The sequence below is a fragment of the Brevundimonas sp. genome (assembly GCF_965279155.1).
Taxonomy (GTDB): Bacteria; Pseudomonadota; Alphaproteobacteria; order Caulobacterales; family Caulobacteraceae; genus Brevundimonas.
The window spans coordinates 129446-148087 of sequence record NZ_OZ257138.1 but is presented as its reverse complement, the minus strand read 5'-3'; the positions used below and the strand labels follow the sequence as shown (position 1 = coordinate 148087).

The following is an 18642-nucleotide window of genomic DNA, read 5'->3' as shown; positions in this document are numbered from 1 at the left end:
GGCTTTGCGCGATGCACGGCCGCTGCGACAGATGATATGACGGCGAGATGGCCTCCGCGATTCCTCTCGAAACTCCTGTCGAAGATCTGACCGCCGAAACAGCGGCCGAGGCCCTGGCTTGGCTGGCCACCGAAATGGCGCGCCACGACGCCCTTTACGCCGAGGCTGCGCCGGAAATCTCCGACGCCGACTACGACGCCCTGCGCGCCCGCAATCTGGCGATCGAGACCGCCTTCCCCGATCTGGTCCGCCCGGATTCCCCGTCCAACAAGGTCGGCGCCGCCGCCTCCACCCAGTTCGCCGAGGTCCGCCACGGCGTGCCCATGCTGTCCTTGGACAACGCCTTCGACGAGGGCGAGGTGCGCGACTTCGTCGCCCGCATCGCCCGCTTCCTGAAACTGCCCGCCGACGAACCCATCGCCTTCGTCGCCGAGCCCAAGATCGACGGCCTGTCCGCCAACCTGCTCTATATCGACGGCCGGCTGACCATCGGCGCCACGCGCGGCGACGGCCGCACCGGTGAGGACGTCACCGCCAATCTGAACACCATCGCCAATGTCAAACAGAGCCTGGCCGGCGACGCCTGGCCCGACCGGATCGAGATCCGGGGCGAGGTCTATGCCCCCAACGACGCCTTCGCCGCCTTCAACGCCGCCGCGGAAGCCGAGGGCCGCCGCACCTACGCCAATCCCCGCAACTTCGCCGCCGGCTCCCTTCGCCAGAAGGACGCCCGGATCACGGGCAAACGCCCGCTGAACTTCTTCGCCTACGCCTGGGGCGAACATTCCAGCGACTTCGCCGAGACCCAGTGGCAGGCCCTGCAAAAACTCAAGGCCTGGGGCTTCCCCGTCAACGCTCGCTCGCGCCGGGTCGAGGGCGCCGAGGGGCTGATCGCCGTCTATCGCGAACTGGAGCGCGACCGAGCTGCGCTGGGCTATGACATCGACGGCGTGGTCTACAAGGTGGACCGCCTGGACTGGCAGCGCCGGCTGGGCTTCGTCGCCCGCAGCCCCCGCTGGGCCATCGCCCACAAATTCCCAGCTCAACAGGCGACCACGGTGCTGGAAGGCATCGACATCCAGGTCGGCCGCACCGGCTCCCTGACTCCCGTCGCCCGCCTGCATCCCGTCACGGTCGGCGGGGTCGTGGTCCGCAACGCCACACTGCATAACGAGGACGAAATCGAACGTCTCGACGTGCGGATCGGCGATACGGTCGCCTTGCAGCGCGCCGGCGACGTGATCCCCCAAATCCTTCGCGTCGTCGATCCAAAGTCGGAATCCGAACGGTCTCCCAAGTTTAAGTTTCCCGACAAATGCCCGGTCTGCGGCTCCGAGGCGGTGCGCGAGGGCGACGAGGTCAAGCGCCGCTGCACCGGCGGCCTGATCTGCGACGCCCAGATCGTCGAACGGCTCAAACATTTCGTCGGCCGCCGCGCCTTCGACATCGAGGGCCTGGGCGAGAAACAGCTGGTCGCCTTCAATGCGCGCGGCTGGATCAAGGAGCCCGCCGACATCTTCCGCCTGGCGCGCGACGAGGCGCGGCTGAAGGAACTGGAACGTGACGACGGCTATGGCGAAACCAGCATCCGCAACCTGGTCGCCGGCATCGACGCCCGCCGCGTCATCTCGCTGGACCGCTTCCTGTTCGGCCTGGGCATACGCGACATTGGGGAACAGACCTCCATCGTCCTGGCCCGCGCCTTCGAGAGCTGGCCTGCGCTGAAGGCCGCCTGCCTCCAGGCCGCCTCGGGCGTGCCGTCTGACGCTTGGACCGCCCTGGCCGCCGCCCACGCCATATCGCCGCGTGTCCTGACACTGATGGCCGAGGCGACGCCCCCCGCCGCCGATCCCTGGCCAGAGGCCACGATGGACATGAAGATCAGCCAGGCCTTCCCCGGCATGGCCGCCCCGGCCCGTCGTTCACTCGCGACTATGACGGACGACTGGTCCGGCCTGGTCGAACTGGCTCGGGTGGCGCGCGAGGAAGGCCCGTCCGAAATCCTGAACCAGATCGCCGGCGTCACCGGCGTCGGCCCCGTCGCCGCCCAGGCCCTGGCCCACTTCTTCCACGAGCCGCACAATCTGGAAGTCGTCACTGCCCTTGAGGCCGAGATGACCGAGATCATCGACGCCGAACGCCCCAAGTCCGACACCCCGGTCGCCGGCAAGACCGTCGTCTTCACCGGCGCTCTGGAACGCTTCACCCGCGATGAGGCCAAGGCCCGCGCCGAAAGCCTGGGCGCCAAGGTCTCGGGATCGGTGTCGAAGAAGACCGACTATCTGGTCGCCGGCCCCGGCGCGGGATCAAAGCTCAAGGACGCCGAGAAACACGGCGTCCAGGTTCTGACAGAGGACGAATGGCTGGCGCTGGTTGACGGCCAAAGTTGACTTAAGGTCCGGTTTTCGTTGGCGATACCCGCTGTTTCAGCCTTGTTTTCAACTGAAACCGGGATCAACGTCGCCTTCAACGGGCGGTGCGACCGACCCGACGAAAGGGAACGACTATGAAGATGAAGATCATGCTGGCTGCAGCCACCCTGGCGGCCGCCCTCGCCTCTCCGGCCCTGGCTGGCGATCCGACCGGCCTGTGGCAGACGCCGACCAATGGCGGCCAGGTGCGTATCGCCCGCTGTGGTCAGGCGCTGTGCGGCACGCTGGTCACGTCGAACCATATACGCACCGACGCCAACGCCCGCGACACGCAGAACCGCGACACCACCCTGCGCAGCCGCACGCTTCGCAACCTGCCCATGCTGACTGGCTTCACCGGCGGCCCGACGGAATGGCGCAACGGCTCGGTCTACAATCCGGCTGACGGCCGCACCTATCGCGGCACCATCACCATGACCGGGGACAACAGCCTGAACCTGCGCGGATGTGTCGTCGCCCCCCTGTGCAAGACCCAGACCTGGACCCGCATCCAATAGGATCGAAGCGTCAGAAAGACGAAAGGCCCGGCCGGAGCGATCCGACCGGGCCTTTTTCATGTCCGCCTATCGGCCTCAGCGGTTCAGGGCCGCCCGCGCCGCCTCGGCGTAGCGATGGCCCGTCGCGGCGCCCTTGGGGAAGACCGCCTCGATCCGCACCAGATCCTCGGGCGTCAGGACGACATCCGCAGCCGCCGCATTCTGCTCCAGCGTGGCGATGCGGCGCGTGCCGGGGATCGGAACCAGATCCTCGCCCTGCGCCAGGACCCAGGCCAGCGCCAATTGGGCGGCGGTGACGCCCTTGTCGGCGGCGATTGTCTTCACCGCCTCGACCAGATCCAGGTTCTTCTGGAAGTTCTCGCCCATGAAGCGCGGATTGGTGCGACGGAAGTCGTCGGCCTCCAGATCGTCGATCGAGGTGATGTCGCCGGACAGGAAGCCCCGGCCCAGCGGGCTGTAGGGCACGAAGCCGATGCCCAGTTCGCGCACGACGCCAAACAGTTCGTCTTCTGGCTCGCGGCTCCACAGCGAATACTCGGTCTGGAGCGCCGTGATCGGATGGGTCGCATGGGCCTTGCGCAAGGTCTCAGGCGAGGCCTCTGACAGGCCCAGGAAGCGGACCTTGCCCTCCTGGACCAGTTCGGCCATCGCCCCGACCGTCTCCTCGATCGGGGTGTCCGGATCGACGCGGTGGAGATAGTAGAGATCGACGTGATCGACGCCGAGGCGTTGCAGGCTGCCCTCGATGGCGCGGCGGACATTGGCTGGGCTGCCGTCGGTCATCAGCTTGGTGCGGTCGGCGTTGTAGTTGATGCCGAACTTGGTGGCGATGAACGCCTTGTCGCGCCGGTCGTTCAGCGCCTTGCCCACCAGGACCTCGTTGGTGTGCGGGCCATACATCTCGGCGGTGTCGAACAGGGTGATGCCGAGATCGAGCGCGCGATGAATGACCGAGATGGACTGGGCCTCGTCCGAGCCGCCGTAGAAGGCGCTCATGCCCATGCAGCCCAAACCTATGGCCGAAACCTCGGGGCCGTCCGGACCCAGCTTGCGCGTCTTCATGAGGCCTTCTCCTGTCGATGTGGAGGATCGACCGACCGGCCGATGATCCGGAGATGGTCGCTGCGACGGCGGGCTTCAAGCCCGGCCGCGCTTTTGCGATGGTACCGCCTCTCAGGCTTGAACTGAGGACCTCCGGTTCCACAAACCGGCGCTCTAACCAACTGAGCTAAGGCGGCCCGCGCATCGCGAGGCGCGTTCTCTACCGAGGCCTCACCTACCAATCAAGCGTAGAGTTCGACCTAGACAAACAAAAACGCCCCGGCGGATGCCGGAGCGTTCTGTTGACTGGAAGACTAGGCCTACTGGAGGCGGAAGCGAACCGTAAAGCGCGCTTGTCCGCCTTGAGCGACGCCATCCACCGTACCTGGCGCAAAGCGCGCAGAACGCATGGATGCCACAGCTTCACGACCGAATCCGGCTCCTGACGGAGTTTCGGAAACGATGCTGCAGTTCGTAGCCGAACCATTGGCCTGAACCGAGCAAAGCAGGACGACCGTTCCCTCCTCGATTCCACGCTCTTGAGCGCGGGCGGGGAATTCGGGACGCGGCTGGCGCGACCACGACACGTTCGTGATCGTCGCCGGACGGGCCGGAGCCGGAGGCGCGGGCGGAGGCGGTGGTCCAGGAATATTGACGGGCGGGCCCGTGTATTCGACGCGGTCTTCCTTCTTCGTCGGCGTGATGTTCACCGGCGGAGGCGGCATGACGTTGGGGACCGGGGCCGGCACGCGCACCTGAAGCTTCGGCGGCGGAGGCGTATCCGTCGGCGGAGGCGGCGGGGGCGGGGGCGGCGGAGGCGGCGGAACCGGCTCGACCAACTCGACCTCGACGGACTCGTCGACGTAGTTGAACTCCTTCAGCTTGAACTTCGACTGTTGCAAGAAGAAGATCAGCAAAGCGAACAGGATGGTGACGATCAGCAGGCACACGATCAGCACGGGGTAAGACACCCCCATGAAGCCCTTGGCCTTCGGTACGTCGTAACGACTGCGATGATATTCGACGTCTGTCATTCTATCTCCGCACCCTAACTCGTCGCCTGGTCTTCGCCGACCAGTGCAACACTATAGAAGCCGTTATCCTGCAGCGCATTCATGACCTGCATGAAGTCGCCGTAACGGGTGTTCTGGTCGCCCCGAATGAAGATCCGCTCATCCGCCGGGTTCCGGGCGCCGATCTGTTCTTTCAGATCTTCACCCAGGGATCCGACGTCGGTCCTGAAGTCGCCCACATAGACGTCGCCGTCGTTCTGGATCGAAATATAGACCGGCTTGGGCGGGTTCGGGGCCGCCTTGGCGACGGCGATTGGCAACTCGACGGGCACCGACACGGAAGCAAGCGGAGCCGCGACCATGAAGATGATTAGCAAGACCAGCATGATATCAACGAAAGGCGTGACGTTGATATCGCTGTTGGCCTCGACCACGTTGTTGCCAGCGCCGCCCGATTTAATCTTGGCGGCCATCCGTCTTACGCTCCCTTGTCGAGCTGACGCGAGATGCCGTTCAGCAGCTCAGCAGCGAAGCCGTCGGCGCGAGTGCCGTAACCAGCGATGCGGGTGTTGAAGTAGTTGTAGAACACAACGGCCGGGATAGCGGCGAACAGGCCGATACCGGTGGCCAGCAGGGCCTCGGCGATACCCGGAGCAACGACGGCCAGGTTGGTCGTGTTGGATTCCGCGATGCCGATGAAGGAGTTCATGATGCCGTAAACGGTGCCGAACAGACCGACGAACGGACCGATCGAGCCGACCGAAGCCAGGAACTGCTGGCCACCCGACAGGCGCTTGGCCAGACCGGATTGAACGGCGGCGACGGCGGCTTGAGCGCGGCCCAGGGCCGAGTCCAGGTGATCACCGGTGACCGACAGGCCCGACTGACGCGACAGTTCGATTTCCTCGGTGGCGGCGGCGGCCATGTCGGCCAGCGGGTTGCCGTCGAACTCTTCCTGGGTCGAGACGGCGCGCATGTCAGCGATGGTGCGAGCGCCGCGGAAGTTTTCGAGGAAGGTGTCGGTCTTGCGGTTCAGAGCGCCGAACTCGAACAGCTTGATGAGCAGCAGGGTCCACGACAGGATCGAGGCCAGCAGCAGGCCGGCCATGACGACCTTAACGACGACCGTTGCTTCCATGAACATGGAGATCGGGGTGATGCCGCCGCCATGAGCGCCGCCGGCGGTTTCGGCGACGGTCGCCGGGTCGGCTTCCGGGGTAGCCGGGGCTGCGGCGGGAGCCGCAGTCGAGGCAGCCGGGGTCGGCTCGGCCGGAGCCTGGGCCAGGACCGGCGAGCTCGCCATCAGCGCGGCGGCGCCGGCCATGGCGAGAAGGATGTTCGTCTTTTTGCTGTTCAGCATAATTCGCCAGTTCCTGCTTGGTCTGACTCGTGGAACCAAAGGTGCGGCCATAGTCAGCGACCGCCCCCCAACCTGAAATGTTTCCTTCAACGCGTCCCGTCCTTTCGAGGATCAGAACCCGCTGAAATCTTCGGTAGAGACTGTCCGGTCGCCCGCCCAGCCTCTGATGATCGAACCGTCGGAGAACGCGTCTCCTGTAATCCGTATTAACGCCTCCTTGGGAAGGCGTCTCAACCCTTTGACGAACCCTTACCGGAGCGTCAAGGGACAAGAGCGGCTTTTAACCCGCCGCGCGAGGTGGAGAAAAGTTCCACCTAACCTTGTCATTAAAACCTGCGGGCGCGACGTTTTCATGATGATTGCGCATCATTTGGAGCAAGCTTGTCGCAGATCGCTTCGATGTGGCGAAATCTTACCAGATCACTCCAAAGAACGACCAATCAAGCCCTGCCCCACAGGCGGGATCAGGTGACATCCAGCCGCAGAAGCATCGGATGATGCCTCAAACGCATGACGATCAATATGAAGGGAAGAAGATGGTGCCTGGAGGCGGGTTCGAACCACCGACACGCGGATTTTCAATCCGCTGCTCTACCAGCTGAGCTATCCAGGCGCCGACGCGGCGTCGCGAGAGGCGGGTCTATAGGGGAGGCTTTTCCGCCTGTCCAGCGCCCAATCAGTCCTTTTCGCCATCATCTTCCGCGCCCTCGTCCAGGGCGGCCGGAATGGCGTAGCCGCCTGTGAACCAGCGCTGCAGATCGACCTCGGAACAGCGGCGCGAGCAGAAGGGCTTGTACTTGGGATCGGCGTCGGCCTTGCGGCAGATGGGACAGGTCGCCATGGCTCAACTCTCTTCTATACGGCCGTGGCCGGCGGGGATTGCGACATCGGCCTGCACATGGGCTCGCGGCCCCAGTCTCGCTGCTAGCGGGCCCGCGATGGCGGCTTCCTCCGGCGCGCAGCGTGCGGTGATGCGCGCAGATCGAGTGTCGGACAAAAGTTGTCGCCGCAGCGCCCGCACCAACGAAAGGGCGCGCGTCTGGGCCGAGACGCATCCATCGGCGTCACGCAACACTTCCTCGATGGGCGTGCGCCGCCACGGCAGCGACAGCTGCAACAGACCGAATCGACTGATGGGTCCGAAGACGGCCTGCGGTTCATGGGCGAAGGCGGTCCTGGCGGTCTTGGCCTGCGCCTCGGCGTCCTGACCATCCCCGACCAGGTCGATGACGACCAGACCGGCCCAGTTCCGCAGGCCGATCAGCCGCGCCGCCTGTCTCAGCCCCTCACGATTAGCGACAGCCCTCGCCTGTTTCGGATCCCGCCCTGGCGTGGAGGCGAAATCGATGTCCACGGCCACCAGGGCTCGCGTACGTTCGATGGCCAGGTCGATTCCGTGCGACGCGAAGACGCACGACCGGGCCATGGCCTCTTCCTCCGCCTCGATCACCGCATCTATGGCGGCGATGCCGACGACTGATTCCTCGCCTGGCGCGAGTTCACGCAACTGTTCGGCGATGCTGGGCGCGGCCTGAAGCAGGCGGGGCGTCCCCTCCCCCGGCCCTAGACGACGGACGACAGCGCCCTTCCCGGCCCGAGGCTCGGCGGTGACGACGACTTCCAATCGTTCGCCCTGGCTCAGGCGGTCGTTGCGGGGAAAGGGCAGAAAGGCTGCGGCGTCCACGCCGATGTCGACGAAGGCGCCGCGCAGGCCCTGATTCACTTCGGTCACGCGGCCGATCGACCGGGCGCCGAGCCGCGTCTGGGCCGGGTCGCCGTCGCGCTGGATCAGAAGATGGGTGTAGCGCCCGTCGCGCATGACCGCGCCGCGCGTCTCGCCCGGCGTCTCGTCGAGGAAGACCTCGACCACCCCGTTCATGCGCGCCAGCCGACGCCGTTCAACAGCTGGACGGCCTCATAGACCGGCAGGCCCATCACCGACGGATGGCTGCCGACGATTCGCTGGACGAAGGCTCCGGCCGGTCCCTGGATGCCATAGCCGCCGGCCTTGCCGCGCCAGTCGCCCGTGGCGACATAGGTCGCGATCTCGTGGTCCGACAGCGGCTTGAAGGTCACGCGCGTCTCGTTCACCCGCGACGACAGCTTGCCGTCGCGCACCACGGCCACCCCGGTGAAGACGCGGTGATTGCGGCCGGACAAAAGTTTCAGGAAACGGATCGCCTCGGCCTCGTCCGCCGCCTTCTCCAGGAAGCGACGACCGACCGACACGACCGTATCGGCGGCGATGACCACGGCATCGGGACGTCGTGCGGCGACCACTTGAGCCTTGGAGGTCGCCAGACGTTCGGCGAGACGCGGCGGCGTCTCGCCCTTCAGCGGCGTCTCGTCGATGTCGGCGGGATCGATATGGTCGGGCGTGATCCCGACCTGCGCCAGCAGTTCGATGCGGCGCGGGCTGGCCGAGGCCAGCACCAATTCAGGACGCGCCGTCGTCACTTACTTGAAGCGATAGGTGATGCGACCCTTGGTCAGGTCGTAGGGGGTCATTTCGACCAGGACCTTGTCGCCGGCCAGCACGCGGATGCGGTTCTTGCGCATCTTGCCCGCCGTGTGGGCGATGATCTCGTGGTCGTTCTCAAGCGTCACGCGGAAGGTGGCGTTCGGCAGCAGTTCGCTGACGGTGCCGGGAAACTCAAGCAGTTCTTCCTTAGCCATGCGGCCTCTCACGCCCGATTAAAATGCGTTCGACCCCACGCCGGGCGGGCGCGAGGGGCGGAATGGAGGGGCCTAATGCCCGAAAACGCAGAGATAGTCGAGGTCAGCCGCGACGGTAGAGCGCACACAGTAACGTAAACAGCCGCCGCGCCGTCTCGTGATCGACGACGATCTTGCCGTCCAACCGTGTCTTGAGCTGATCGGCCCCCTCGTTGTGCAGCCCACGCCGGCCCATGTCGACCGATTCGATCTGGCTGGGGGATGAGCCGCGGAGGGCCTCGTAGTAGCTGTCGCAGATCAGAAGATAGTCTTTGATCACGCCCTTCAGCGGCGTCAGGCTGATGGCGTAGGTGCGGTTGAAGTTCTCGCCGTCGATGTCGAACACCAGTCGGTTATCCTGCAATGACAGCTTCAGCTTATAGGGCCCGCCCTCGGCGCCCACGGGCTCGAAGCTGTTCTTTTCGACCAGATCGAAGATGGCGACCCGGCGCTCGTGCTCGATCTCCGCCGTCGCGGCGGGCAAGGTCACCGTGTCCAGTTCGACCGAAGCCAGCGTGTGGCGCCCGCTCATGCCGCATTCCCTTCATCGAATTTGGGGGCATCCAGATCCGGGCCGTCGAGGTGGGTCGGCGCGACCCGCGCGGGCCACCGCTCTGAAATGTCGGTGACCACGGCGTCCAGGCACTCGACGTCGATGCGAAGATCTCCGCCGCCGGCGAACATCAGGATGACCTTGCCGCCGGGCGTCTCCGTCGGGGTGAAATCGAGCGCCAGCAGTTCCAGCGAGGCGTCGGGGCTGCGCGAAAGGCGACGGCTCTTGACCGCCAGCACGTCGCCGAACTGCATGGCGCACATCACTCGCGTCCCACCGCATTCCCAGCAGAAGCGGCTGAAGGCGATGGTCAGGGTGCGCGCACTCTTCTCCCACACGATATCGACCGGCCGCAGTATGGCGTCCTGCAACGCGGCTGAGATGATCTGAAGATCGTCGGCGTCCTCGGCCAGCAGGCGCAACGGCTCGACCGGCGCCTTGGCTTCGGTGATGACGCCGTCGATCTCAGTGCTCATCACCTGTTCCTTTTATCCGTCGGATATCTGCTCCGCACGCGCCGAGCTTTTCTTCCAAACGCTCAAAACCGCGATCCAGATGATAGACGCGACCGACCGTCGTCTCACCCTCGGCGACAAGGCCCGCGATGATCAGGCACATCGAGGCCCGCAGATCCGTCGCCATCACCTGGGCGCCGTGCAGCACCTCGACGCCGTTGACGTGCGCCTCGCCCGCGTGGACCGAGATGTCCGCCCCCAGCCGCGCCAGTTCCGGCACGTGCATAAAGCGGTTCTCGAAGATGGTCTCACGTACCGTGCTGACGCCCTCGGCCGTCGTCATCAGGGCCATGAACTGGGCCTGCAAATCCGTGGCGAAGCCCGGATAGATGGCCGTCTCCACGTCCACAGCCTTCAGCCGCTGTTTCGGATCGCGCTTGATCAGCACGCCGTCGGCGGTGGGCGACACCTCGACCCCGGCCTCGATCATCTTGTCGGTCAGCGAACCGATCAGCTCGGCCCGCGCCTTGGTCAGTCGCACCTCGCCCCCCGCCATGGCGGCGGCGACGGCGTAGGAGCCCATTTCGATCCGGTCGGGAATCACCGACCAGGTCGTGCCGTTCAGCGACGAGACGCCAGTGATGGTCAGAACATCGGTGTCGATGCCCTCGATCTTGGCGCCCATCGCGGTCAGGCAATGAGCCAGATCACCGATCTCGGGTTCGCGCGCAGCGCGGCGCAACACGGTCGTCCCCTGCGCCAGCACGGCGGCCAGCAGCGCGTGCTCGGTCGCCCCGACCGAAACGAACGGAAACTCGATCTCGGCCCCTCGCAGCCCCTTGGGCGCACGGGCGGTGACATAGCCCTCGTCCAGCTCGATCTCGGCTCCCAACGCCGTCAGCGCCTGGAGGTGCAGGTCGACCGGACGCGCGCCGATGGTGCAGCCGCCGGGCAGAGACACCTTGGCCTCGCCGGTGCGCGCCAGCAGGGGCCCCAGCACATTGAACGAGGCCCGCATCTGACGAACCAGATCATAAGGGGCGAAGGTCGAGGTCAGCTCAGCCGCATGAAACAGGCTCTCCTGCCCGTCCGCGCCGTCGCGCTCGGTCACTTCGATGCCGAACTGGCGCAGCAGTTGGCCCAGAAAGCGCGTGTCCGCCAGGCGCGGCATATTGGTCAGCAGCAACGGCTGATCCGTCAGGATCGAGGCGGCCATCAGCTTGATGGCGGAGTTCTTGGCGCCGCTGACGGGAATGTCCCCGAAAAGCTGGGCGCCGCCCTGAATGGCGATGCTGTCCATGACGTCCTTAAGCGCGCCCGAAGGAAACGCCTCGGGGGGATGGTTCTCTAGCAAGCTGTTTGACGCTTGCCAAAGGGCTGCGAGGTCGCGAGCCGATGACTTTCAGTTGCGATGCGTCAGTTGCTGTCGCGCGGCGTCGCAGGCGTCCGCGCCGGGGCCTTGCGACGACGCAGGTTGGCGCGAAGCGCCGAAGCCAGACGGATCGCCTTCTCGGCCTTTGCGCGCGCGATCTCGAACTCAGGCCCCGATTCGACGGGCGGCGTCGCCGCAGCGGCGGCGGCAGGCGTATCAGCGTCATGCGGAGGATGAGTCATGGCCGGATGATGCCGTGATAACGGGCCATGTCCAAACTTTCTTTCGGAGGATCAAAAAGGCGCTTCCCTCCCCGGAAGGGTTTGGCTATACGGCCGCTTCCTCAGTCGGGGCCGCCGTAGCTCAGTGGTAGAGCGCATCCTTGGTAAGGCTGAGGTCGTGGGTTCGATTCCCCCCGGCGGCACCATCTGAGACCTGAAAAGGCCCGGCTTTCGCCGGGCCTTTTTGATTTCCAGAGCAGGTCTTAAGCCGTCAGTCGTAGCCGTACTGCCCACGACGATATGGATCGCGCGCGTCCGCATCGCCGTCCTTGCTCCAACTGAAGCCCATGGACATCGACTTGGTGGTGGTGTCCGCGCCATAGCCCCGACCGCGCCAGCCGCCGCCGTAGGGCGAGTAGAAGCCCGGTCCGCGCAGGCCGTAACCGCCGTAGCCATAGCCCCAGGGCTCGTTACGCCCCTCACGATAGGCCAGGTCCAGACGGCCGTTCTCTCCGACAGGCAGGGAGACGGCGGCGCCATAGCTGCGATAGCCGCCGGTGCCGATTCCGGCCTCGACCATGCCGTGCATCTTGCGCTCGGCCGGAGGACCGGCCTCGGCGCCTTCGTCGAAGCTGGCGCCCGGCGTGCGTGAGCTGATCCAGTTCTGGATCTGCTGTTCGGTCGTCAGGCCGTGCGGAGCAGCGTCCTGGGCCGTGGGAGCGGTCGCCGATTCCTGAGGCGCGGCCGCCATGGCCTGGGCCAGGGTCGGAGCGTTGGACGGCGCGGTCGTAACGACGCCGTCGGGATCACCGCCCGCAGCGACTATGACCGCACTCGCCAAGAAACCTGCAATCAGCATGAGCCGCCTCCGTTCGAAATCATCCTAGCACAGCGATTGAGGCCAAGGTCAGGCGACGCCGTCGCCCCGCTGCAGCGGATCGGGCAGAGCTTCGCCTTCGGTGACGAAACTGAGCGCGACAGAGTTGATGCAATAGCGATTTCCGGTCGGCGGCGGGCCGTCCGGGAACACGTGGCCCTGGTGGCTGCCGCAGCGGGCGCACTGGGTCTCGATGCGGACCATGCCGTAACTGGTGTCGCGAATCTCGTGAACGTGGCTGTCGTCCACCGGTTGGGTGAAACTGGGCCAGCCGGTGCCGCTCTCGAACTTGGTCCCGCTCCTGAACAACGGCAGGCCGCATTCGCGGCAACAGAAAACCCCTGCCCGCTTCTCGCCCAGCAGAGTGCCGCAGAAGGGAGCCTCGGTGCCGTGCGACAGCAGGACGCGTTTCTCCTCGGGGCTCAGGTCGGCCTCCAGACGGGCGCGTTCCTCATCGTTCGGCGGAGTGAGGTCGAAGCCCGACGGCGAACGCAGGCTTTCGTGTGTTGGGTCGAGATCGGTCATGATCTGCAAATGGGAAGGGGCGGGCCAGGGTTCCACCCCCTGCCCGCCCCTCGATCCATCAGACGTGGAGATATCTTATTGGAACAGCGTGCCGACCCAGGCGCGCACGGCTGTCTCGTCGGTCGCCGAGCCCGTGTAGGCGAGGCCCTGCGCCGGGGTGAAGGGTGCGTCGTTGCCGCGTTGACGCGTCGTCCAGGCCTTATGACCATAGGTCAGCTCGGCGTAGTTCGACGGCAGGCGCAGCACGGTCGGCTCGATGAAGATCGAGTCTTCCGCCGTCACCGATCCGGCCAGACGCACGTTCGGCAGGCGGGTCAGCAAGTCCAGCGTATCCAGGCAGCCGCTGGTGCAGCCGCTGTCGACCAGAACCACCACCTGCCCCGCGACGGGATTGGCGGCGCCGGTGTCCGGCACGGACGGGCGTCCCGGCATGGTGAAGGTCGGCTGGTTGGCGGCCAGCGCCGAATCGAAGGCGGCGACGATGGCTTGGGTCTGTTCGATCACCGGGCCGGATTCGGCGACGAAGCGCGGATCGGCCTGCATCCGGGCCAGGGTGTCGGCGAACCACTGACGGTTGGCCGTCGTGGCGCGATAGGTGATCGAGCCGGCTTCCGGCTGACGGCTGACGGTGAACTCCGGCGTCCAGATGCGGTTGGCCAGGCCATAGCCCTTGCCCGTGGCGTTCAGCGATGCGCCGTTCGCGCCGCGCAGATCGATGACCAGGCCTTGCGCGCCGCGAATGGCGGGCAATTGGCCCTCGACAGCGGCGAAGAAGGCGTCCCATCCGGCGTCATCCGCCAGAGTGTGGACGTGGATCCAGGGACGGCCGTCAACCGTCTCGACCGACAGCGGATTGGCGCCGGGCATGTAAATGGTGGCGCGATAGGCCGCTTCCAGGCTGGCGGCGTCGGCCGGCTGGGGCTGCATCTGGAAGTCACGATCGCGACGACCGACCTTGAAGGTGCATAGCGAGGGCACGCCGCCGGTGAAGGGATTGTTGCGGTTCCACAGCAGATAGGGGGCGGTGCGGACGCGACCGGCCTCGGTCGTCAGATCGCCTTCCCAACGGTCCAGCCGCTCTTCGGCTAGTTGAGCGGCGGTCTTGTCGCCGCACTTGACCAGTGCCGCGCCGACCGGCGGCACGTTGCGCACGCCCGGCTTCACATAGGAAACGACATATTCGCCATTGCGCCAGGCCGTGGTCACGCCGGGCCAGCTGGTCGCGAAGAACGGACCGAGCCCCTCATAGGTCGGACGGATCGCGATGTTCGAATCGCGGAAACCGTTGGCGTAGTAGCGCATCAGATAGGCGTGGCTGTCGCCGCTGTTGACGCGACCGACCTTGCCTTGCGCGTCGGTCAGACCGGCGTCGATCCAGGTGCGGAAGGCTTCGCTGGGCGCGCCGGGGATCACGGCGGCGGGGTGGTTGGCGGCCAGGGCGTCATGTGCGGTCTGAAGGTCCTGTTGCGCCAGGGCGCGAAAATCCTGTGCGACTGCGGCGCCGGCGGCGACGGTCAGCGACAGAACGGCGGCCGATGCGGCGGCGATCATGCGGTTCATGGAGGTTTCCTGCGGCCTTCTATTTCAAGCTCGTGATGAGGGTTAAACCTCATGCGTCACGCGCTTGCCAACCCCGCAGGTCAGGATTTCGCCCGATTGTCACACGACCTGCGGCGATGCGGCGCGCTCAGAACGGCGCTGTAGCCTCGACCGCCGCGCCGAAGATCCGGCCGAAGCTGCGTCTCAACGCCTCGTCCGCCTCGTCCATCGTCGCCAGCACGCCCAGATCGACCAGGCTGGTGACGCCGTGTTCCTGAATGCCGCACGGCACGATGCCGCCGAAATGGTCCAGGTCCGGTTCGACGTTCAGGCTGATGCCGTGGAAGCTGACCCATCTTCGGACCTTGACGCCGATGGCGGCGATCTTGTCCTCGCGCGACCAGCCCGGTCCCTTGCGCTCGACCCACACCCCGACGCGGCCAGGCCGGATGTCCGCCTCGACGCCGAACTGATCCAGCGCCCCGATCAGCCACAGTTCCAGCCCGCGCACGAAACACCGCACGTCCTTGCCGCGTCGGTTCAGGTCCAGCATCACATAGGCCACGCGCTGGCCGGGACCATGATAGGTGAATTGCCCGCCCCGACCCGTCCGGTGCACCGGGAACCGGCCCGCATCCAGCAAATCCCCGGCTTTGGCCGAGACACCGGCTGTGTAGAGCGGCGGATGTTCCAGCAGCCACACCATCTCCGACGCCTCCCCGGCCGCGATGGCGGCGACGCGCGCCTCCATGAAGGCCTCGGCGGCGACATAGTCGACATAGCCCTTCGACACGGCCCATTCGACGGGCCGCCCGTCGTCGAGACGCAGTTTCTGAAGGGACGGGCTTAACGGCTCAGCAAGCATGACGCTTCAATGTGGTCGTCGAGGCGTTTCCGCAAGAGACGGCCCTCCAGTGAACGAGAGCTTTACGTGACCCAAATCAACGCCGTCGACGTCGAAATCTCCGTAGTTCTGGGTCGATCGGTGCTGCCAATGTCGCAACTGCTGCGCATGGGTCGCGGGGCGGTGATTCCTCTGGACGCCGCAGAGGGCGACGAGGTCTGGATTCTGGCCAACAACTATCCCGTGGCGCGGGGCGAGATCGAGATCCGCGACGACCGAATCGCCATCACCGTCACCCGCCAGGCCGACGTGTATGACTTCATGGCAGGGTCCGCCTGAGGCTCGCCTTCGCCGCTCTCCGCGAACCGTTCAATTCCCGCTTTCCTTTTCCGGCGGCTTCGTCTATTCGCCGCCGCTCCGATGCGAGCGGTCGTGGCGGAATTGGTAGACGCGCAGCGTTGAGGTCGCTGTGGGGCAACCCGTGGAAGTTCGAGTCTTCTCGACCGCACCATCTGGCTAAACAGGGCGATTCATCGGCTAACTACGGCTGGACATACCAAGGGAGGCGACCACGTGAACACCACGGACTCCGCCTTCGCTTCAGCCGAAGCGCCTGATAACGAAGACCACGCCGCCCTGGACGAGGACTATGTCCTCACCCCTCAATTCGTCGAGAAAGTCGTGGACGCCGCCGACGACGGCGATGGGGTGCGACTGCGGTCGTTGCTGGAAGATCTGCACCCGGCTGACGTCGCAGACCTGATGGGCTTTCTGACGGCGGAACACCGCGCCGTCGTGGTGCTGTGGTTGCCGCCGGAACTGCTGGCCGAGACCCTGCCCGAACTGGATGACAACATCCGCGAAGAGGTGCTGGAGCGCGTGCCGCACGGCACCCTGGCCGTAGCGCTTCAGGAACTGGACTCCGACGACGCCGCCGCCGTGGTCGAGGATCTGGAGGACGACCAACGCGAGCGGGTTCTGGCCGCCATGCCCGAGGTTGATCGCGCCGCGATCGAGAACAGCCTGGGCTATGATGAGGAGTCCGCCGGCCGCCTGATGCAGCGCGAGGTGATGGCCGCGCCCCAGTTCTGGAGCGTGGGCGACACCATCGACCACATCCGCAAACAGGGCGACGACCTGCCCGAGCTGTTCTTCGACATCTATGTGGTCGATCCGTTAAACAGGCCGGTCGGCGGCGTGCCGATCAGCGGACTGCTGCGCGCCGCGCGCAGCATCGCCCTGTCCGACCTGATGGAGCCGATCAACGTGATCGCCGTCGGTCAGGACCAGGAAGAGGTCGCCTACATCTTCGAGAAATACCACCTGATCTCTGCGCCGGTTGTTGACGCCGGCGGGCGGCTGGTCGGCCAGATCACCGTCGATGACATCGTCAACATCATTCAGGAAGAGAACCGCGAGGACATCCTGCGTTTGGCCGGCGTGTCTGACGAGGACCGCGGCTCGTCCGTGTCCGAGATCGTGCGCGGTCGCGTGCCGTGGCTGGCGATCAATCTGGCGACGGCGGCCCTGGGCGCCAGCGTCATCGGCCTGTTCGAAGGCACGATTCAGCAGATCGTCGCCCTTGCCGTGCTGATGCCGATCGTATCCGCCATCGGTGGAAATGCCGGCACCCAGGCTCTGACCGTGACCGTGCGTGCGCTGGCGACGCGCGAACTGAACAGCTCGAACGCCCCTCGCACCTTCTGGCGCGAGATGATGGTGGGCCTGGCCAACGGTCTGATCCTGGCGCCCCTGATCGGCATCGCGGCCGGCTTCTGGTTCCGTGACGAAGACTGGAAGATCGGTCTTGTGATCGGCGCCGCCATGATCCTGAACCTGTTGATCGCCGCCAGCATCGGCGTGCTGACGCCCCTGACGCTGTCGAAGCTGAAGTTCGACCCCGCCGTCTCGTCCGCTGTGTTCGTCACCGCGACCACCGACTTCTTCGGCTTCCTGATCTTCCTTGGTCTGGCCACACTGGTGCTGCTCTAGACATCATCCACGCCGATCCGGCGCGGGCCTTGCTGATGATCGTGCGAGCGCCGCGCGCCTGTTTCCAATTGGGTCAACTGTGTCTGACGTCCTCCCCAAGCCCGGGGCCAAACCCGGCCCCAAACCAAGCAAGGTGTCCCGCGAGGGCGTCCTGCTGATCAAGAGCTTCGAAGGCTTCCGTCCTCGCGCCATGCAGCGCAGCGACGGCCGATGGGTGATCGGTTACGGCCACACCCATTCGGCCCGCGAGGGCGCCACGGTGTCCGAACAGGACGCCGAACTGCTGATCCAATACGACCTGATCCCGGTCGTGAAGGCCGTGGCCGATCATGTTCGCGTGCCCCTGAACCAGCACCAGTTCGACGCCCTGGCCAGTTTCGCCTTCTCCATCGGCGCGGATCGGTTCGCCTCGTCCGACGTGGTCGAGCAGTTGAACGCCGGCGCCGCTCGCCAGGCCGCCTTGGCCCTGTCCGAATGGGCGGATGACGCCGCCGCCGAAAAGCCGACGCGCCGACGCTCGGCCGAGCATGCGCTGTTCAACGCCGCGCCCGGCGCGCCCGTGACCCTGGCGGACCTGCTGGCCGCCCCCCTGCCGTCTCCTTTCGAGACGCCCCAGCCGACCCTTGCCGCCGTCGATGGCGCGCTGGACGACGCCGTCGCTCCCTTCCCCGCGCTCGACGAGACCGCCGCCCCGGCTGCGCCTCAGCCCCATTCCATCTATCCCGACACAGCCGTCGGTCCCGTCGCCGCCAATGACCTACAGGCGCCGCTCGAAGCCGAGCCCCTCGCCTCGAAGGCAGAGTTCACTAGCGCCGAGAAAGCCAGCGTCGTCCTGACCGCGCCGGGCCTTTCGGAACCGGACGCCGTTGCGCCCGTCGATGCCGAAGCCGCGCCGACCTCCGAACCGGACGCGACACCCGTCGAACAGACGCTGAGCACGCGCGAGGTCGTCGCCCGCGCTCGGGCCGCGAAACGCCCCGGCTGGGGCGAGACGGCCACCTTCCTGATCATGGGCGGTCTGGGCATGCTGTCCTTGGGCGTCGCCATGGCGGCCTTTCGCCGCGCGTCGGTGTCGCACAGCAGCGACACGGCGACCGTCGCCTGGGTGCTGGCCTTGATCGCCGTCGCCTGCGTCGGGGTGTCGGGCTATAATCTGTATCGTCGATGGGGACGGGCCGACCGCGTCTGACAACGCTTGGCGAACAG

21 protein-coding genes and 4 tRNA genes are annotated in these 18642 nt (G+C 65.9%); 7 read left to right on the top strand and 18 right to left on the bottom strand.

The genetic code is table 11. The features are described 5' to 3' along the window. Positions 1-47 precede the first annotated feature (47 nt). Positions 48-2390 carry an NAD-dependent DNA ligase LigA gene (gene ligA, locus ACQY72_RS00715; protein WP_428155021.1) on the top strand — a complete coding sequence of 781 codons (2343 nt, stop codon included), beginning with the start codon at positions 48-50 and terminating at the stop codon, positions 2388-2390. 116 nt (positions 2391-2506) lie between these two features. Next, positions 2507-2929 carry a DUF2147 domain-containing protein gene (locus ACQY72_RS00710; protein WP_428155020.1) on the top strand — a complete coding sequence of 141 codons (423 nt, stop codon included), beginning with the start codon at positions 2507-2509 and terminating at the stop codon, positions 2927-2929. A gap of 75 nt (positions 2930-3004) precedes the next feature. On the opposite strand, the gene ACQY72_RS00705 is transcribed toward ACQY72_RS00710, so the two are convergent. From ACQY72_RS00705 to ACQY72_RS00640, 14 genes are all read right to left on the bottom strand, one after another. Further along, on the bottom strand, positions 3005-3991 hold the full coding sequence (locus ACQY72_RS00705) for an aldo/keto reductase (RefSeq protein WP_428155019.1): 987 nt from the start codon (positions 3989-3991) through the stop codon (positions 3005-3007). 99 nt (positions 3992-4090) lie between these two features. Next, positions 4091-4167: transfer RNA gene (locus ACQY72_RS00700), tRNA-His, on the bottom strand. Between the two features lie 123 nt (positions 4168-4290). Then, on the bottom strand, positions 4291-5004 hold the full coding sequence (locus ACQY72_RS00695; RefSeq protein ID WP_428155018.1) for an energy transducer TonB: 714 nt from the start codon (positions 5002-5004) through the stop codon (positions 4291-4293). Positions 5005-5018: 14 nt separating this feature from the next. Further along, complete coding sequence (locus ACQY72_RS00690; RefSeq protein WP_428155017.1) at positions 5019-5456, bottom strand: biopolymer transporter ExbD; 438 nt, start codon at positions 5454-5456, stop codon at positions 5019-5021. Positions 5457-5461: 5 nt separating this feature from the next. After that, the gene (locus ACQY72_RS00685; RefSeq protein ID WP_428155016.1) at positions 5462-6343 is read right to left on the bottom strand and encodes a MotA/TolQ/ExbB proton channel family protein; all 882 of its coding nucleotides are present in this window, start codon (positions 6341-6343) and stop codon (positions 5462-5464) included. Positions 6344-6880: 537 nt separating this feature from the next. Continuing rightward, positions 6881-6956, bottom strand: a tRNA-Phe gene (locus ACQY72_RS00680). A gap of 63 nt (positions 6957-7019) precedes the next feature. After that, entirely contained in the window at positions 7020-7184 is a 165-nt protein-coding gene (locus ACQY72_RS00675; RefSeq protein ID WP_135195741.1) for a DNA gyrase inhibitor YacG, read from the bottom strand. Between the two features lie 3 nt (positions 7185-7187). Further along, positions 7188-8222 (bottom strand): ribonuclease E/G, encoded by a 1035-nt coding sequence (locus ACQY72_RS00670; protein ID WP_428155014.1) that lies wholly within the window; start codon positions 8220-8222, stop codon positions 7188-7190. Next, complete coding sequence (locus ACQY72_RS00665) at positions 8219-8800, bottom strand: Maf family protein (RefSeq protein ID WP_428155013.1); 582 nt, start codon at positions 8798-8800, stop codon at positions 8219-8221. Before ACQY72_RS00665 ends, ACQY72_RS00670 begins: the two co-directional genes overlap by 4 nt. Further along, entirely contained in the window at positions 8801-9019 is a 219-nt protein-coding gene (gene infA, locus ACQY72_RS00660) for a translation initiation factor IF-1 (RefSeq protein ID WP_008261544.1), read from the bottom strand. It abuts the gene before it with no gap. A 103-nt stretch (positions 9020-9122) separates the two neighbouring features. Continuing rightward, the gene (locus ACQY72_RS00655) at positions 9123-9590 is read right to left on the bottom strand and encodes a UPF0262 family protein (RefSeq protein WP_428155012.1); all 468 of its coding nucleotides are present in this window, start codon (positions 9588-9590) and stop codon (positions 9123-9125) included. After that, positions 9587-10087 carry a DUF2948 family protein gene (locus ACQY72_RS00650; RefSeq protein WP_428155011.1) on the bottom strand — a complete coding sequence of 167 codons (501 nt, stop codon included), beginning with the start codon at positions 10085-10087 and terminating at the stop codon, positions 9587-9589. Before ACQY72_RS00650 ends, ACQY72_RS00655 begins: the two co-directional genes overlap by 4 nt. Further along, the gene (gene murA / locus ACQY72_RS00645; RefSeq protein ID WP_428155009.1) at positions 10077-11366 is read right to left on the bottom strand and encodes a UDP-N-acetylglucosamine 1-carboxyvinyltransferase; all 1290 of its coding nucleotides are present in this window, start codon (positions 11364-11366) and stop codon (positions 10077-10079) included. The genes ACQY72_RS00650 and murA overlap by 11 nt, the downstream gene beginning before the upstream one ends. Positions 11367-11482: 116 nt before the next feature. Continuing rightward, a complete protein-coding gene (locus ACQY72_RS00640) occupies positions 11483-11680 on the bottom strand; it encodes a hypothetical protein (RefSeq protein WP_346495474.1) in 198 nt (65 codons plus the stop codon). A 110-nt stretch (positions 11681-11790) separates the two neighbouring features. Between ACQY72_RS00640 and ACQY72_RS00635 the strand changes: the two genes are divergently transcribed. Further along, positions 11791-11865 (top strand) — tRNA-Thr (locus ACQY72_RS00635). Positions 11866-11930: 65 nt separating this feature from the next. Here ACQY72_RS00635 and ACQY72_RS00630 read toward each other — a convergent pair. The 4 genes from ACQY72_RS00630 to lipB form a co-directional block, all read right to left on the bottom strand. Beyond that, entirely contained in the window at positions 11931-12518 is a 588-nt protein-coding gene (locus ACQY72_RS00630) for a hypothetical protein (RefSeq protein ID WP_428155007.1), read from the bottom strand. Positions 12519-12566: 48 nt separating this feature from the next. Then, on the bottom strand, positions 12567-13061 hold the full coding sequence (msrB, locus tag ACQY72_RS00625; RefSeq protein WP_428155006.1) for a peptide-methionine (R)-S-oxide reductase MsrB: 495 nt from the start codon (positions 13059-13061) through the stop codon (positions 12567-12569). A gap of 75 nt (positions 13062-13136) precedes the next feature. After that, entirely contained in the window at positions 13137-14621 is a 1485-nt protein-coding gene (locus ACQY72_RS00620) for a hypothetical protein (protein ID WP_428155004.1), read from the bottom strand. A 127-nt stretch (positions 14622-14748) separates the two neighbouring features. Beyond that, the gene (lipB, locus tag ACQY72_RS00615; protein ID WP_428155003.1) at positions 14749-15465 is read right to left on the bottom strand and encodes a lipoyl(octanoyl) transferase LipB; all 717 of its coding nucleotides are present in this window, start codon (positions 15463-15465) and stop codon (positions 14749-14751) included. A 66-nt stretch (positions 15466-15531) separates the two neighbouring features. On the opposite strand from lipB, the gene ACQY72_RS00610 reads away from it, so the two are divergent. From ACQY72_RS00610 to ACQY72_RS00595, 4 genes are all read left to right on the top strand, one after another. Continuing rightward, positions 15532-15783 (top strand): FliM/FliN family flagellar motor switch protein, encoded by a 252-nt coding sequence (locus tag ACQY72_RS00610; RefSeq protein ID WP_017505209.1) that lies wholly within the window; start codon positions 15532-15534, stop codon positions 15781-15783. An 87-nt stretch (positions 15784-15870) separates the two neighbouring features. Then, a tRNA-Leu gene (locus tag ACQY72_RS00605) sits at positions 15871-15955 on the top strand. A 62-nt stretch (positions 15956-16017) separates the two neighbouring features. Continuing rightward, positions 16018-17436, top strand: a complete 1419-nt coding sequence (gene mgtE, locus ACQY72_RS00600) for a magnesium transporter (RefSeq protein ID WP_428155001.1) — start codon at positions 16018-16020, stop codon at positions 17434-17436. A 79-nt stretch (positions 17437-17515) separates the two neighbouring features. Continuing rightward, positions 17516-18625 carry a glycoside hydrolase family protein gene (locus ACQY72_RS00595; RefSeq protein WP_428154999.1) on the top strand — a complete coding sequence of 370 codons (1110 nt, stop codon included), beginning with the start codon at positions 17516-17518 and terminating at the stop codon, positions 18623-18625. Positions 18626-18642: the final 17 nt, after the last annotated feature.